The following is a 15,381-nucleotide window of genomic DNA, read 5'->3' on the forward strand; positions in this document are numbered from 1 at the left end:
ACCCCCACCCCCCGTGTGTTGTAGGGGGGGGGGGGAGCGGGGGCCTCCACCCCCTGACCCATCGGACAGGCCCTAGGCCTGATCCATCGGACGGGCCCTAAGCCGGCGCAGGGCCGGCCGACGGCCGCCGGGCCCCGGGATAGTGCGGTGGAAACGCCTGCTCCGTCCAGATCGTCTTGCCGTACGGCGTGTAGCGCGTCCCCCAGCGCTGGACGAGCTGCGCGACGATGAACAGCCCCCGCCCGCCCTCGTCGTCGCTGGCGGCGTGCCGGAGGTGCGGGGAGGTGTGACCGGTGTCGGAGACCTCGGTCAGCAACGTCAGGTCGCGCAGCAGGCGCAGATGCAGCGGCCCCGAGGCGTGCCGTACCGCATTGGTGACCAGCTCGCTGACCACGAGTTCGGTGGCGTACGACAACTCCTCCAGGCCCCACTTGCGCAGTTGCCCGGTGGCCAGCTCCCGGGCCCGGCCCACCGCGGCCGGCTCGGCGGGCAGCTCCCAGGCCGCGACCTGCCGGGCGTCCAGCTCGCGGGTGCGCACCAGCAGCAGCGCGGAGTCGTCGGCGGCCGGGCCGTCCGGCAACAGCTCCGCAAGGGCCCGGTCGCACAGCTCGTCCAGCGGTGCGCGGTGGTCGGCCAGCACCCGGCCCAGCAGCTCCAGCCCCTCGTCCACATCCCGCTCGCGGGCCTCGACCAGCCCGTCCGTGAAGAGCGCGATCAGGCTGCCCACCGGCAGTTCGAGCTCCAGCGATTCGAACGGCAGGCCCCCGAGGCCCAGTGGCGGGCCGGCCGGCAGATCCGGGAAGTACAGTGCGCCGTCCGCGTCGACCACGGCCGGTGGCAGATGGCCGGCCCGCGCCATCGTGCAGTGCCGTGAGACGGGGTCGTAGACCGCGTACAGGCAGGTCACGCCGGTGGCGACATCGTCCGGGGCGGCATCGGTGCCGCTCCGGTCCGCCCGGTCCTCGGCGGTCTGCCCCACCAGGTCGTCGAGCCGGCTCAGCAGCTCGTCGGGGGAGAGGTCGAGCCGGGCCAGGGCGCGTACGGTCGTCCTCAGCCGCCCCATGGTGGCGGCCGCCTCCAGGCCATGGCCGACGACGTCGCCGACGACCAGCCCGACCCGGGTGCCGGACAGCTCGATGACGTCGAACCAGTCGCCGCCGACGCCGGCCCCCTCGTCGCTGGGCAGATAGCGGTAGGCCAGATCCACCGCGGACTGCTCGGGCAGATGCTGCGGCAGCAGATTGCGCTGGAGGGTCAGTGCGGCGGTGTGCTCCCGGGTGAAGCGGCGGGCGTTGTCCAGGCACACCGCCGTTCGGGTGACCAGCTCGTCGGCCAGCGCGACCTCACCCTTGTCGAAGAGCGAGGGCAGCTCCCCGCGGCTGAAGGTCACCAGGCCCATCGGAGCCCCGCCGGACCGCAGCGGCACGACCATGCTGCTCTCCCCGCGCACCATCCCGCCGGAGGACAGGCTGCGGTACGGCAGCGAACCGGGCGGGTACGCGACGCGGTACGGGTCGTGCGGCGGGGCGCCGGGCGGGTCGTCGGCGCGGCGGGTGGCGACCCGGACCAGTGTGGGCAGGGTGCCGTTGCCCGGATCCGGCTCCGCGCCCTCCAGCACCGACTGCACCAGGTCGACGGCGACCATGGTGGCGAAGTCCGGCACCGCCACCTCGGTCATCTCCCGGGCGGTGACGGCCATGTCGAGCGTGGTGCCGATCCGGGTACCGGCCGCCACCAGCAGGTTCAGCCGGCGTTGCGCCTGATAGCGCTCGGTGATGTCGAAGGCGTCCTCGCACACCCCGATCACCTGCCCGCGGGCGTCCTGCAGCCGGTAGTAGGAGCACGACCAGACGTGATCGGGGCCCGGGTCGGAGGGCTGCTGGCCGACGAAGTGCAGGTCGAGGATCGGTTCGCCGGTGTCGAGGACGTTGTTCATGACCTCTTCGAGGGTGCGCGGATACCCCTCGGTCACGAACTCGCCGTCGGGGTACAGCTCGTCGGCCCGGGTGCCGAGGAACTCCCGCAGTGGCTGCCCTATCTCCCGCACATACGCGGTGTTCGCCCAGGTCAGCCGCAGATCGGTGGAGTAGATGCCCAGGCCCACCGGGGACTGGGTGGCGAGTCCGTGGAGCATCGACTGCTGGGAGTCCCACACCTGTTGTTCGTCCAGCGCGGCCGCGACCAGGACGCGGGCCGGGGCGGCACCCGCGTCGGCGGGGACGCTCAGCGCGCAGGTGGTGATCGCCACCGGCAGCAGCCGGCCGTCCCGGTGCCGCGCCGTACGGGGCTCGCTCCCGCTGAGCGACGCCTCCGGGGCCCGTTCGGCCCACGCGGGCCCGGCCGCCTCGGCGGCCGGCAGGAAGGTCTCCAAAGGGCGGCCGATGATCTCGTCCGGCGCATACCCGAGGAGCCGCCGGGCCGCCGGACTCCAGCCGATGACCAGGTCCCGGGCATCCAGAACCACCGTGGCCGCCCTGGTGACGTCGAGGGGACCACGGAAGTCGGCGCTCTCGGCCGCGTTCCATGCGTTCATGGCATCAACCCAGCCCGGTTCAGTACCTACAGCATCGAGCCTGATCAAGACCGGCACAACCGCGTTGCCCGACGAGCCGCGCCCTTGGTGCGGCCCCGCGGTGTCGCTGGCACAGTGGGAGAGGGTGCGAGCGACAGGAGGCAGATGTCATGTCGGCCCATCGGCCCACGACCCCGGTACGGGGCGCTCCGTGCTGGGTCAGCCTGCTGGCCCGCGACCTGGAGGCCGCGCAGGGGTTCTACTCCGCGGTCCTGGACTGGCGGTTCCGCCGGGCCAGTCTCGGCGACGAGTTCTCCATCGCCCTGCTGGACGGCGAGCCGGTGGCCGGTGTCGGTGCCCTCGCCAAGAGCCTCCAGATCGCCGTGGTCTGGACCGCGTACTTCGCGGTGGAGGACGCCGACGACACCGCGGGCCGGATCCGTGAGCGCGGTGCGACCGTCGCCGTCGGCCCGCTCAAGATCGGCCCCGGACGCGCCGCCCTCGCCGCCGACCGGGACGGAGCCACCTTCGGCTTCTGGGAGGGCCAGACGCTGGCCTGGTCGGTCGGGCAGGGCAACGCGCCCGCCTCCCTGGAACTGCGCACTCGTGACGCCTTCGAAGCCGCGATCTTCTACGCGGAGGTCTTCGGCTGGGCCTCCGAGGAGCCCGGCGGCTGCGATGTGACCTACGAACACGACCAGGTGATCGTCCGCGACGGTACGCACACCGTCGCCACCCTGCACGGCGGCGCCGTGGAGTCCGCCCCGGACCCGCGGGTGCGCCCCCGCTGGCACGTCCACTTCCCGGTCCGTGACATCGAGAAGGTGACGGCCGCCGCGGTCGCCGCCGGCGGCACCGTCACCCCCGTGACCCCGGGCGCCGAGGGCGCGGGCCGGCAGGCGATGATCCGCGACCCCGAGGGCGGCATCTTCACCGTCACCGCGGACTGACCCCCGCACCTCAGCGGCCCTGCTCCGGCTCCAGCGGCGGGCACCACGCCGACTGCCGCTTCCCGCCGACCCGGCCACAGAACCCGGCCTGGGTCGGCCGGCCCACGCCGTCGATGCGCTGCACCGACAGCAGCTTGTCCAACGGGACCTGGCGGTCCACATCACCGCCGAAGCTGATGATCCCGCTCTCCCCGTCCAGCGCCGCGTCGCCGTGGACGCCGCTGATCGCATGCCACACCGCGGGCGGCGTCAGCGGCATCTGGGCGGCCTCCTCACGCAACTGCTTGACCGCGTTGATGTACAGCTTGACAGCGTCGAAGCCGAGCGCCGCATGGCCGTCCAGGGAGGAGTTGGGCACCTTCGCGCACTCGTCGGGGAAGAGCCGGCTCAGCTCCGCGTACAGCTCGCTGGTGCCGTCGCAGTGCGCCGAGCCGAGGGTGAAGTCCAGGAAGTCGTAGGGGATTCCGGGGTAGTGCTCGCGCCGGTCCGCGTCCGCGGCCAGCCGCGCCACGTCGTCACCGCCGATCAGCGTGGGCGGATCGGAGTTGCAGGACTCGTTGATCCCGCCGAGCAGCGCCTCGAAGTCCTCCGAGCGCCCCGCGTAGAACACCACACCCTGGTAGGAGCAGCTTCGCTGGCCGACCGTCCCGGGGCCGGGGGCGTCGGACGAGGGATCCTCACCCGGCGGCGGGGGCGGGGTGAACACCGTCCTTTCGACCTGGAATCCGCGGGCCCGGAAACGCCGGGCGGCATCGTCGCCGAGCGTCTTGCTGTAGGTGTCGCTGGGATCGGCGGAACCGATGATCCGCACATGCCGGGCCGAACTGCCCGTGCCCTGTCCCACGAGGTGGTCGACGTACGCCGCGGCGACCTCCGCCTCGCGGGTGTTCTGCGGCGACACCTGGAAGTACATCGGGGACTGCCGCACCAGCGTGTCCGCGGACAGGGTGGTGGCCACCATCGGCAGCCCCACCGCGGTCAGCCGCCGTATCGTCCGGTTGGTCGCCTCCCGGCTCTGGTCGAGCCCGGTGACCCCGACGAGGGAGGGGTCCTGCTGCTGGAGCCGCTCCAGGATGTCCACCACCCGCGTGCCGAAGCGCATCCCCGATCCGGCGTTGGCGGGGAAGATCCGCAGGATCGGCTCGGTGGCACCGGTGCTGCGCAGCTGCCGGGACTGGGCGCTCGCCGCGCCCTGCAGCGCCTCGCGCCCGTAGGCGAGCTGCCCCGAGGGCTTGCCCGAGACGCTGAGCAGCGCGGACAGATGGACGAGGGTGACGAAGGGGCGTTCCGGCGCCGCCTGGTGCGCCTCCTCGGCGCGGGTGTTCTGGGCGTAGATGGTCTGCAGGGTCCGGTCGAGCGACGGGTCGGGGGAGTGGAAGGTGAAGCCGTGCCGTGCCACCCCGATGCACTCGCCGGTCTCCGCGGTGAGCAGGGTGTCGGCGTCGTCGTCGAACCGGCTCAGACCGCAGTGCGCCTGCCGGTAGCCGCTCTCGGCGCCCAGCACCAGCCCGCCCGCCCCCAGCAGCGCGAGGACCGCCGAGCAGGCCGCGGCCACCGACACCACCCGGCGGGCCCACAGCGGTGGTTCGGGGATCCGCAGCCGGGCGTCCTGGGCGACCTCCAGCCGCCGCGTCAGCTCGTAGCTCTCCTCGGTGGGCGGCATCAGCCGGGGCACGCTGACCGGCAGGTACCACGGTGCGCGGTTGCGGGCCCGGCCCTGGTGCAGAAAGGTGTCCCGCCAGCCGCCGTAGAGCCGGTCGGAGAGCCGCCACAGCTCACGCCGGCCCCAGTCGGCGCGGACCCCGGTGCCCTCGGCGGGCGGCTCGGCGCCGCAGGCGACGACCAGCAGCGGGTCGAACGCGCCGGTCTCGTTGCGTACGTCGATGATCGTCCGGAGCAGCGGATAGCCGCAGGTGTCCGGACCCAGACCGTCCAGCAGCGCCACGCAGTACGCGGTGCGCCGGGCTGTCCGGGGCCGCCAGATGCGGCGGCGGAAGGCGACGCGCAGATCCTCCAGGAACGCGTTGACCATCAACTTCCGTAACTGTTCGGGGTCTTCGACCTCGTTGTGGGGCGCGGTCAGCCGCTCGGCGAACCCGGTGAAGGTGCCCGGGTCGCGCGGTGCGAGGTAGGGCTGGTTGAGCAGCCAGCGGTACTCGCAGCTCAGCCCGCGGCGGATCCGGAACCAAGCGAGCGGAAAGACGTGCACCGCGAACAGCCACACCCACCACGGCACCTTGCCGTCCACCGCGAGCTCGGTCTCCGGGGAGCGCAGCAGCCCGAACAGCCGCCGGCGCCGGAACTCCCGCTCCCGCAGGCCCTGGAGCAGGGTGTGGTCGTTGCCCTCCACATCGCCCGGGTGGTCGCGGCCGCTGTCGGCGCCCACCTGCATCAGCCAGTTGACCAGCCCGAACCGGCGGAAGCGGACCCGTCCGTCGTTGCCGTTGACGCTGAGGGCGAAGCCCTGCGCCAGCCGCTCCAGGGTGCGGCGCACCGCGTCGACGGACTCCGGGTCGGCGAGCGGTGCGCCGGCTTCGAGGTCGTGCAGTACGTGCGGCACCCGTCGGGGGTCGGCGTGGCTGAGGAAGTAGCTGATGCCCTTGGCGAGTTGGGCGTGGTCGTCCCCGCCGACCAGGCAGACCACCGGCAGGCCCTCGCGCCCCTGGGCCACTCCGCGGTGCCGCACCGGCTCCGGGCACTCCCGGCGGCGTGGCCTGCGTACCAGGTCGGCTATCAGACGGAGCAGATGTCCGGCTCCGTGGAAGACCGGGATCACGGGAGGGAGGGGTGTGAGGGAATCGAGTTCGTTCGACGCCATGGTGCCCCTGAGGAAGGGTCGGAGTAGGGCCGGTCATTCTGGCACCGCTCCGTCGGCGGTCGCTATGGTTCCGCCTCGCCCAGGGGTCTCGTGGTTCTCAGTGGCCCCGCCCACAGGGGATAAGGGGGGTGGGCGGGGCCGTTGCGGAAGGCGAACCTCCGGGAGTGTGTGGTCAGTTCAGGGAATCACCGCCATCCATGCCGGGGTCGGCGCCGGGGTCGTCCATGCCCGCGCCGGGGTCTTCGGTTCCCGTGCCCGGGTCTTCGGTGGCCGTGCCCGGGTCTTCCGCCCCGGTGCCGGTGCCCGGGTCCTCGGTGCCGGTTCCGGGGTCCTGCGTACCGGTGCCCGGGGCCTGCGCTCCGGCGTCCGCGCCGCCTCCGCCGCCACCGGCACCGATCTCGGCCCCCGTGGCCTCCAGGGCGTCGGTGACCGGCTGGAAGAAGGTCTCGCCGCCCTGGGTGCAGTCGCCGCTGCCGCCCGAGGTCAGTCCGACGGCCGAGTCGCCGGAGAACATCGAGCCGCCGCTGTCGCCGGGCTCCGCGCAGACGTCCGTCTGTATGAGGCCGTTGACGATGTCGCCGTTGCCGTAGTTCACCGTGGCGTCCAGGCCGGTGACGGTGCCGTCGTGGAGCCCGGTGGTGGAGCCCGACCGCTGCACCTTCATGCCGACGGCGGCCTCCGCGGCCTTGGTGATCTGCTGGGTGCTGCCGTTGCCCAGGTCGACCGCGCTCTGCGGCTGGGCGGCCGTGTCGTCGTAGGTGACCAGCGCGAAGTCGGTCTTGGGGAACTTGGAGTCGGCGACCGTGCCCAGCGGCTGGCCGCCGCCCTGGTCCGCCGACCAGGTCGGTGAGTCGTTGCCGCAGTGCCCCGCCGTGAGGAACGCGGGGGCGCCCTTGACCGTGACGTTGAAGCCCAGGGAGCAGCGGGCGTTGCCGCCGAAGATGGCGCTGCCGCCGATCGGCCCGGCGGCCGCGCCGCCGCCTCCGGCGTCCCCGCCGCCCGCGGCGCCACCGGCGTTCTGACCACCCGCGTTCCCGCCGCCCGCGGCACCGCCCGCATTTGCGCCGCCCGCGTTCCCGCCGGCGTTCCCGCCCGCGCCTCCGCTTCCCGCGGCGTTGCCCGCGCCCCCGCCGTCGTACCGCTGGAACTCGCCCTGGGACCGCTTGACCGTGACCAGCTCGCGCATACCGCCGGCGGCCTTGGTCAGCGTGGCCATCTTGGCGCCGGTGACCGTTCTGTCGGCCAGCACCACGATCTTGTTGGTCTTCGGGTCGATCGACCACGCCGTGCCGGGCACCGCGGCGCTCTCGCGCAGGGTCTGGGTGCCGGCCTTCAGCGCGGTCATGCTGTTGCGGACGACCTTGGCGACCGCGCCCTTGGCCCGGACGCTCTCGGCGTCGTCCTCCGACAGGACGTTCATGACCAGGTGGCCGTTCGCACCGTCCAGGTACCAGCCGGCGGTCTGGTCCCCGAGGTCCGCCTTGAGCGACGTCGCCAGCTGGGTGGCCGCGTGGGCGCCGAACGTCCGGGGGACCGGTGGCCGGTCCGTGCTCGCATTGGCGTCGGGGAGCAGGATCGCCGCGGCCGCGATGGCGGCCGCGGCCGCCCCGGCGACGGCGCCCGTCCGCTTGTTCACATGTCGGTGGCTCAATTCACTGACCTCCAGGGACGCACAGGGACGAAGCACACGGGAGGCCGCGGTGCGTCGCGTCAGCACCCGTGCGAGTTGCTCACCCAGTCCTACGTAGCGCCGCCCACCCCGGTCTCACGGCCACTCAACCTGTGATGAATTCCGCCGTTCGCGTTGGCGAACCCCTACACTCCCCGGGCTCCGCGACCGCAGGGAGCCCCGGGACCGGTGGGGCGTAAAGGGCAGCTGTGACCCTGCTTAAGAAAACCTCGATGGACCTCAAGCCCGGCATACGGAAGATTTCCAGATCGAGACCGGGTGGCCGATATACGCCTCCCGGCAGGTCACAGCACTCTTACCTACCCACGGGAGCCGGCGCGGTGAAGGCACTGGTCAAGCAGAAGGCGGAGCCGGGACTGTGGCTCACGGAGGTCCCCGAGCCGGACTGTGGGCCGGGTGACGTACTGATCAAGGTCCTGCGCACCGGTATTTGCGGTACGGACCTGCACATCCGGGCCTGGGACGGCTGGGCGCAGCAGTCGATCGCCACCCCGCTGACCATCGGCCACGAGTTCGTCGGCGAAGTGGTGCACACCGGCCGCGAGGTGGCCGACATCAAGCCCGGTGACCTGGTCAGCGGCGAGGGGCACCTGGTCTGCGGCAAGTGCCGCAACTGCCTGGCCGGCCGTCGCCATCTGTGCCGCGCCACCGTCGGCCTCGGCGTCGGCCGGGACGGCGCCTTCGCGGAGTACGTGGCGCTGCCCGCCGGCAACGTGTGGGTGCACCGCAGCCCCGTCGACCTCGACATCGCCGCCGTCTTCGACCCGTTCGGCAACGCCGTGCACACCGCGCTGTCGTTCCCGCTGGTCGGCGAGGACGTGCTGATCACCGGCGCCGGACCGATCGGCATCATGGCCGCGGCCGTCGCTCGGCACGCCGGCGCCCGCAACGTCATGATCACGGACGTCAGCGAGTCGCGCCTGGCGCTCGCCCGCAAGGTCGGCGTCAGCCTCGCCCTCAACGTCGCCGACGCGACGATCGCCGAGGGGCAGCGCGTGCTGGGGCTGCGCGAGGGCTTCGACATCGGCCTGGAGATGTCCGGCCGGCCCGAGGCGATGCGCGACATGATCGCCAACATGACGCACGGCGGCCGGATCGCCGTCCTCGGCCTGCCCGCCCAGGACTTCCCCGTCGACTGGGCCCGGATCGTCACCTCCATGATCACGATCAAGGGCATCTACGGCCGGGAGATGTTCGAGACCTGGTACGCGATGTCCGTACTGCTGGAGGGCGGTCTCGACCTGGCACCCGTGATCACCGGCCGCTACCCGTACCAGGACTTCGACGCCGCCTTCGACGACGCCGCGAGCGGCCGCAGCGGCAAGATCATCCTCGACTGGACTGTTTGAACCCCGGCCCCCGGCTCCGCGGCACGGCCCGCCGTATCACCCCGACTCCTGGAGAAAACCCTGATGTTCGACTCCGTACGTGACGAACTGCGCGGCACCCTCGACGAGATCCGCGCCGCCGGACTGCACAAGCCCGAGCGCGTCATCGGCACCCCGCAGTCCGCCACCGTCGCGGTCACCGCGGGCGGCAACCCCGGCGAGGTCCTCAACTTCTGCGCCAACAACTACCTCGGCCTCGCCGACCACCCCGAGGTCGTCGCGGCCGCCCATGGAGCCCTCGACCGCTGGGGCTACGGCCTCGCCTCGGTCCGCTTCATCTGCGGCACCCAGGAGGTCCACAAGGAGCTGGAGCAGCGGATCGCCGGCTTCCTGGGCCAGGAGGACACCATCTTGTACTCCTCCTGCTTCGACGCCAACGGCGGCGTCTTCGAGACCCTGCTCGGCCCGGACGACGCGGTCATCTCCGACGCCCTCAACCACGCCTCCATCATCGACGGCATCCGGCTGTGCAAGGCCCGCCGCTTCCGCTACGCCAACCGCGACATGGCCGACCTGGAGCGCCAGCTGAAGGAGGCCGAGGGCGCCGGGCGCAAGCTGATCGTCACCGACGGTGTCTTCTCCATGGACGGCTATGTCGCGCCGCTGCGCGAGATCTGCGACCTGGCCGACCGCTACGGCGCCATGGTGATGGTCGACGACTCGCACGCGGTCGGCTTCGTCGGCCCCGGCGGCCGCGGCACCCCCGAACTCCACGACGTGATGGACCGGGTCGACATCATCACCGGCACCCTCGGCAAGGCCCTGGGCGGTGCCTCCGGCGGCTATGTCGCGGCCCGCGCCGAGATCGTCGCGCTGCTGCGCCAGCGCTCCCGCCCGTACCTCTTCTCCAACTCGCTCGCCCCGGTGATCGCCGCCGCCTCGCTCACGGTCCTGGACCTGCTGGAGAAGGCCGGCGACCTGCGCGAACGGCTGCACGCGAACACCGCGCTGTTCCGCTCCCGGATGACCGAGGAGGGCTTCGACGTCCTGCCCGGCGACCATGCCATCGCCCCCGTCATGATCGGTGACGCGGCCGAGGCGGCCCGGATGGCGGAGCTGCTCCTGGAGCGCGGGGTGTACGTCATCGGCTTCTCCTACCCGGTGGTCCCGCAGGGCCAGGCGCGCATCCGCGTACAGCTGTCGGCCGCCCACTCCACCGAGGACGTCCACCGCGCCGTGGACGCCTTCGTGGCGGCGCGGTCCGACATGGCGGCCGAGGCGGAGCCCGCTTCCGGCGTGTGAGGACCAGCGGGCGCGGCCTGCGAAAATAGCCGCATGATCGAAGCACGACGGCTGCACATCCTGCGTGCGGTGGCCGACCACCGCACGGTCACCGCCGCGGCCGCCGCGCTCTATCTCACGCCCTCGGCGGTCTCCCAGCAGCTGGCCGCCCTGGAACAGGAGACCGGCCACCGCCTGGTGGAGCGCAGCGCCCGCGGCGTGCGGCTGACCGCCGCGGGCGACATCCTGCTCTCCCACGCCAACGCGGTCCTGGCCCAGCTGGAGCGCGCCGAGTCCGAGCTGGCCGCGTACGGCTCGGGCGAGGCGGGCACGGTGACCGTCGCGGCCTTCGCCACCGGTATCGGCCTGGTCGTCGCGCCCGCGCTCACCGCCCTCGCCCGCTCCGCACCCGGCATACAGGTCCGCGTTCAGGACGCCGAGGGCGACGCCAGCCTGCGGATGGTCCTCGACCGGCAGGTCGATGTGGCGGTGGCCGTCGAATACCGGGGCGCGCCCCGCGCGGACGATCCACGGCTGACCCGTCTGCCGCTGTACGCCGAGCCGTTCGACGCCGTACTGCCGACCGACCACCGCCTGGCACAAGCGGAACAGGTGGCGGTCGCCGACCTCGCCGAGGACCCCTGGATCGGCCCGTACCAGGGCAACCCCTGCCATGACGTGGTCGTCCTGGCCTGCGAGTACGCCGGATTCGAGCCGCGTCTGGAGCACTCCTCCGACGACTTCCGGGCGGTGGTCGCCCTGGCCTCCGCCGCGGCCGGCGTGGCCCTGGTCCCCCGCTCGGCCCTGCGCGACGTGGACCTGACGGGGGTGGTGGTCCGGCCGGTCGACGGGGTGGTGCCCACCCGCCGGGTCTTCGCCGCGGTACGCCGTGGAGCCGAGGAGCATCCGCTGTTCCGCCCGGTCCTGGCCGCCCTCCAGGAGGCCGCGGCCGCGCAGGGGTGAGATCGCGGCGTTCGGGGGTCCGGCCCCGCGTCGTGCCCGCCGGGGTGAGCCGGCCGTGGCAGGCTCGTCGCGGCGGCGAGGAGGCGAGGCGATGGCGGTCGGCCCCACCGGCCCGGTCGGCGAGGCGCCGGCCACGGTGCCGCGGGATCCCTACGCGCTGGTGCGCACCCGCGGGTATCTGAAGCTGCTGCTGGTGGCGGCGGTGATCGGCGTCCCGGTGTGCGCCGCCTCCTTCGGCTTTCTCGCGCTGGTCCATGCGCTGGAACCGCTGATCGAGCACGATCTGCCGCGGGCGCTGGGCTTAGGGCCTGTCCGATGGGTCATGGCCGGGTCCGCGGCGTCTGGCACGGCACCTCGCGGCGTTGCCGGAGCGTCCCGATAGCTCCGCTATCGAGACGCTCCGGCGCCTTGCGATGCACCGCACCAGACGCCGCGGCCTTTCCGACCCTGACCCATCGGACAGGCCCTAGCCGGGACACCGCTGTGGTGGCCGGTGCCGATGCTCGCGGTGGCCGGTCTGCTGGTCGGGCCGATCATCCGCTACCTGCCCGGCAACGGCGGCCATGAGCCGGCCGACGGCCTGGCGCTCGGCGGCGCCCCGCCGCCCGCCGCCCTGCCCGGCATCGTGCTCGCCGCCCTGGCGTGCCTCGGCTTCGGCGTGGTGCTCGGCCCGGAGGCGCCGCTGATCGCCCTCGGCGGCGGGCTGGCCGTGTGTGCCGTACGGCTGATGAACCCGGGCCTGCCGAAGCGGACCCTGCCCGTGGTGGGTGCCGCCGGCAGCTTCGCGGCGATCAGCGCCCTGCTCGGCTCCCCGCTCCTGGGCGCCTTCCTGGTGATGGAGGTGGTGGGGCTGGGCGGTCCGATGCTGGGGATGGTGCTGCTGCCCGGCCTGCTCGCGTCCGGTCTGGGGGCGCTGATCTTCACCGGGCTGGGGGACTGGACCGGCCTCGGCACGTACGCGCTCACGCTGGACGACGTCCCCACGGCCGCGGAGCCGATGGCCGGGGAGTTCGGCTGGGCCGTGGTCATCGGGCTGGCGGCCGCGTTCCTCGCGACCGGCGTACGGCGGCTCGCGCAGCTGCTGAAGGCGCGCGTCGCGCGGCACCGGGTACCCGCGACGGTGCTGATGGGCCTGGTGGTCGGCGGGCTGGCGGTCGGATTCGCGGCGGCCACCGGCAAGCCCGCCACCGAGGTGCTCTACTCGGGGCAGTCGGCGCTGGGGTCGCTGGTCCATGGCGGCGCCGCCGGCTATTCGGTGGCGGTACTGCTGCTGCTCGTGCTCTGCAAGAGCCTGGCGTACTGCGCCTCGCTGAGCGCCTTCCGGGGCGGTCCGATCTTTCCGGCGCTGTTCATCGGGGAGGCGGGCGGTGTGGCGCTGTCCCATCTGCCGGGCCTGTCGCTCACCCCGGCGTTCGCGATGGGGGTCGGGGCGATGGCGGTGGCGATGCTCCGGCTTCCGATGAGCTCGGTGCTGCTGGCCACGCTGCTGATGGGCAGCAACGGGCTCACGGTCATGCCGCTGGTGATCGTCGCGGTGGTCGTCGCGTACGTCGTGGTGCTGCGGCTCACCCCGGTCGCGCCCGCCGCCGCGCCGGCCCCAGCCTGACCGGCCGTCGGCTCACCGGCGCGGTGTGCGGCCGGTTGTGGTCCAGGTGGCCAACTGGCGCCGTGTCCAGGTGTTGATGACCCGCTCCGCCGGCACGCCGCACTCCTCGGCGCGGGCGCAGCCGTAGATCTGCCAGTCCAGTTGGCCCGGCGCGTGCGCGTCGCTGTCGATGGCGAACAGGGTCCCGGCCGCCAGCGCCTGACGGAGCAGTCGGCGCGGGGGATCGAAGCGGTCGGGACGGCAGTTGATCTCCACGGCCGTGTGGTGTTCGGCGCAGGCCGCGAACACCGCCTCGGCGTCGAACTGCGACTCCGGGCGCGGCTTGCCGGTGATCTGCCGCCCGGTGCAGTGGCCGAGGACGTCCACCAGCGGATTGCGGACCGCGGCCAGCAGCCGCCGGGTCATCGGCGCCTTGTCCATGCGCAGCTTGGAGTGCACCGAGGCGACCACCACATCGAGCTGGTCCAGCAGCTCCGGCTCCTGGTCGAGGGTGCCGTCGTCGAGGATGTCGCACTCGATCCCGGTCAGCAGCCGGAACGGCGCCAGCCGCTCGTTGACCTCCGCCACCAGTGCCAGTTGCCGCCGCAGCCGCTCGGCGGTCAGTCCGCGGGCGACGGTGAGCCGGGGGGAGTGGTCGGTCAGCGCACACCAGTCGTGGCCGAGGTCGCGGGCGGCCCTGGCCATCGCCTCGACCGGGCTGCCCCCGTCCGACCAGTCCGAGTGCAGATGGCAGTCGCCGCGCAGCGCCTGCCGCAGCCGCGCTCCCGCTCCCCCCTCGACCAGCGGTCCGCCCACCTCGTCCTCCAGGCGGGCGAGATATTCGGGCCGCACGCCCACGAGCGCCTCTTCGACCACCCGGGTGGTTTTGGGCCCGAGCCCCTTCAGGCGCCCCAGCGAGTGGTGGTCCGCGCGGGTGCGCACCTCGTCGTCCGGCAGGGCGGCGATCGCCGTGGCGGCCGTGCGGAAGGCCTGTACGCGATAGGTCGCCGCCCCCTGGCGCTCCAGGAGGAAGGCGATGCGCTCCAGCGCCTCGACGGGCTCCACGTAGGCGGCTCCTTCCCGGCGTGCCCGGCCCTTCCCGTCCCTGTTGCCGGGTCCCCCTTCACGGTGCCCCAACCGGAAGCGGGCTGCCACCGGGGTGATACCGGCGGTAAATCGCCCTTTTCCGCCGAGTCGGAAGCCGTGCCGTTATGCGGTTATGTCCGTTCTCGGCGCGGTCGATCCGATTGCTTCGGAATGACGCACGGATAGTGCTGATGATTCCGTTCAATACGTTCTACGGCCGCAATGCCGGCCCGGGAAATGTGGGTGAATCGGGCGCAGTTAAAGCTCTTGCAACATTCGGCGGGGTTCGGTGGGGATGGGGCTGTGGAGTTCTGTAGCTGGCGGGTGGTCAAGTGCCGTAAAAATTGACCGCCTTCAAGGAATCTGCACACCGAATGCGCAGTCGGCACACGGACTCCGGTGCCGGATACCTGCGCTGACCTGCGGATCAGTGGTTTGGTGCGGGAATGTCCCGTTCGTCGAACGAGGGTCCGGCGCATCCCTGGAGAGGAAACCGCAGGAGTTGTGAAGAAGCTGCCACCGATTCATGGATGTGCGTGCACGCCGCGTAATTTGGCGGAGCTTCGACGTCCGGTTCGACGGCAGTCGGATTAGCCGCACAACGCGCCTGCATGCTTTGATCCTTCGCACTGCGGGAGTCACACCAACGGTTCCCGATTTCGGGCCCGGACTCCCGCTGCCGTGGTCGGACCAGCCCACCGGACGGTTCGGCCGCAGCTTTTTCGAGATATTCATCCGAAGGGAAACATCATGAACTCCACCCCCCAGGTTCAGACCCAGGAAATCTCCGACGCCGACCTGGACAACGTGTCCGGTGGCCTCGTCGGCGGCGTGGTCGGTTCCGTGACCGGCACCGTTGACTCCGTTGCCCCGGTCTCCCCCCTCGTCGGCGAGGTCACCGGCCTGGTTCAGGGCACCACCGGCGTGAACACCGGCGCCGTCACGGGCCTCGTCTCCGGTCTCTGAGCCCCTCTGTGCCGCTGAGCGGCACAGCCGGCTTTGAACGGTGACAACGGCAGGTCGGCGCCCCCTCCTTGCCGACCTGCCGGGCCGTGTGCCCCGGACCCGCCCGGCTCGCCCCTGCACCCAGGGAACCCGCCACCCCCCCCCCTTCAAAACACCTCAGGTGTGGGAAAAAGGGGTGGGCGGTTTTCCCCCCAAACCTCTC

The 15,381-nt window shown here is 72.3% G+C and carries 10 protein-coding genes and 1 pseudogene; 7 read left to right on the plus strand and 4 right to left on the minus strand.

The window, feature by feature from the left end; translation table 11 throughout:
• Positions 1-97: 97 nt before the first annotated feature.
• Complete coding sequence (locus tag ACZ5XZ_RS00015; protein ID WP_468972663.1) at positions 98-2,533, minus strand: SpoIIE family protein phosphatase; 2,436 nt, start codon at positions 2,531-2,533, stop codon at positions 98-100.
• Between the two features lie 149 nt (positions 2,534-2,682).
• Here ACZ5XZ_RS00015 and ACZ5XZ_RS00020 point away from each other — a divergent pair, with 149 nt between their 5' ends.
• A complete protein-coding gene (locus ACZ5XZ_RS00020; protein WP_468972666.1) occupies positions 2,683-3,462 on the plus strand; it encodes a VOC family protein in 780 nt (259 codons plus the stop codon).
• Positions 3,463-3,472: 10 nt separating this feature from the next.
• On the opposite strand, the gene ACZ5XZ_RS00025 is transcribed toward ACZ5XZ_RS00020, so the two are convergent.
• Positions 3,473-6,280 (minus strand): hypothetical protein, encoded by a 2,808-nt coding sequence (locus tag ACZ5XZ_RS00025; RefSeq protein WP_468972669.1) that lies wholly within the window; start codon positions 6,278-6,280, stop codon positions 3,473-3,475.
• A gap of 172 nt (positions 6,281-6,452) precedes the next feature.
• Positions 6,453-7,916 carry a S1 family peptidase gene (locus ACZ5XZ_RS00030; protein WP_468972672.1) on the minus strand — a complete coding sequence of 488 codons (1,464 nt, stop codon included), beginning with the start codon at positions 7,914-7,916 and terminating at the stop codon, positions 6,453-6,455.
• A gap of 374 nt (positions 7,917-8,290) precedes the next feature.
• Between ACZ5XZ_RS00030 and tdh the strand changes: the two genes are divergently transcribed.
• From tdh to ACZ5XZ_RS00055, 5 genes and pseudogenes are all read left to right on the plus strand, one after another.
• Positions 8,291-9,319 (plus strand): L-threonine 3-dehydrogenase, encoded by a 1,029-nt coding sequence (tdh, locus tag ACZ5XZ_RS00035; RefSeq protein ID WP_468972675.1) that lies wholly within the window; start codon positions 8,291-8,293, stop codon positions 9,317-9,319.
• Positions 9,320-9,382: 63 nt separating this feature from the next.
• Positions 9,383-10,600, plus strand: a complete 1,218-nt coding sequence (locus ACZ5XZ_RS00040) for a glycine C-acetyltransferase (RefSeq protein WP_468972678.1) — start codon at positions 9,383-9,385, stop codon at positions 10,598-10,600.
• Positions 10,601-10,633: 33 nt separating this feature from the next.
• Positions 10,634-11,542 (plus strand): LysR family transcriptional regulator, encoded by a 909-nt coding sequence (locus ACZ5XZ_RS00045; RefSeq protein ID WP_468972681.1) that lies wholly within the window; start codon positions 10,634-10,636, stop codon positions 11,540-11,542.
• Between the two features lie 91 nt (positions 11,543-11,633).
• Positions 11,634-11,924 (plus strand): hypothetical protein, encoded by a 291-nt coding sequence (locus ACZ5XZ_RS00050; protein ID WP_468972684.1) that lies wholly within the window; start codon positions 11,634-11,636, stop codon positions 11,922-11,924.
• Between the two features lie 84 nt (positions 11,925-12,008).
• Positions 12,009-13,148 (plus strand): annotated as a pseudogene (locus ACZ5XZ_RS00055) (chloride channel protein); the annotation flags it as partial.
• A gap of 12 nt (positions 13,149-13,160) precedes the next feature.
• Here the strand turns inward: ACZ5XZ_RS00055 and ACZ5XZ_RS00060 are convergent.
• Positions 13,161-14,192, minus strand: a complete 1,032-nt coding sequence (locus tag ACZ5XZ_RS00060) for a PHP domain-containing protein (RefSeq protein ID WP_468972687.1) — start codon at positions 14,190-14,192, stop codon at positions 13,161-13,163.
• 771 nt (positions 14,193-14,963) lie between these two features.
• Between ACZ5XZ_RS00060 and ACZ5XZ_RS00065 the strand changes: the two genes are divergently transcribed.
• Positions 14,964-15,179, plus strand: coding sequence for a type A2 lantipeptide (locus ACZ5XZ_RS00065; RefSeq protein ID WP_467657499.1), 216 nt, complete (start codon positions 14,964-14,966; stop codon positions 15,177-15,179).
• The last annotated feature ends 202 nt before the right edge of the window (positions 15,180-15,381 follow it).

The sequence above is a fragment of the Streptomyces sp. NPDC033270 genome (assembly GCF_055576575.1).

What these genes read in the sequence shown, in the direction of transcription:
- ACZ5XZ_RS00045 (WP_468972681.1), top strand. Translation starts at nt 10,634, where the DNA reads ATGATCGAAGCACGACGGCTGCACATCCTGCGTGCGGTGGCCGACCAC.
- ACZ5XZ_RS00020 (WP_468972666.1), top strand. Translation starts at nt 2,683, where the DNA reads ATGTCGGCCCATCGGCCCACGACCCCGGTACGGGGCGCTCCGTGCTGG.
- ACZ5XZ_RS00040 (WP_468972678.1), top strand. Translation starts at nt 9,383, where the DNA reads ATGTTCGACTCCGTACGTGACGAACTGCGCGGCACCCTCGACGAGATC.
- ACZ5XZ_RS00015 (WP_468972663.1), bottom strand. Translation starts at nt 2,533, where the DNA reads ATGAACGCATGGAACGCGGCCGAGAGCGCCGACTTCCGTGGTCCCCTC.
- ACZ5XZ_RS00065 (WP_467657499.1), top strand. Translation starts at nt 14,964, where the DNA reads ATGAACTCCACCCCCCAGGTTCAGACCCAGGAAATCTCCGACGCCGAC.
- ACZ5XZ_RS00025 (WP_468972669.1), bottom strand. Translation starts at nt 6,280, where the DNA reads ATGGCGTCGAACGAACTCGATTCCCTCACACCCCTCCCTCCCGTGATC.
- ACZ5XZ_RS00050 (WP_468972684.1), top strand. Translation starts at nt 11,634, where the DNA reads ATGGCGGTCGGCCCCACCGGCCCGGTCGGCGAGGCGCCGGCCACGGTG.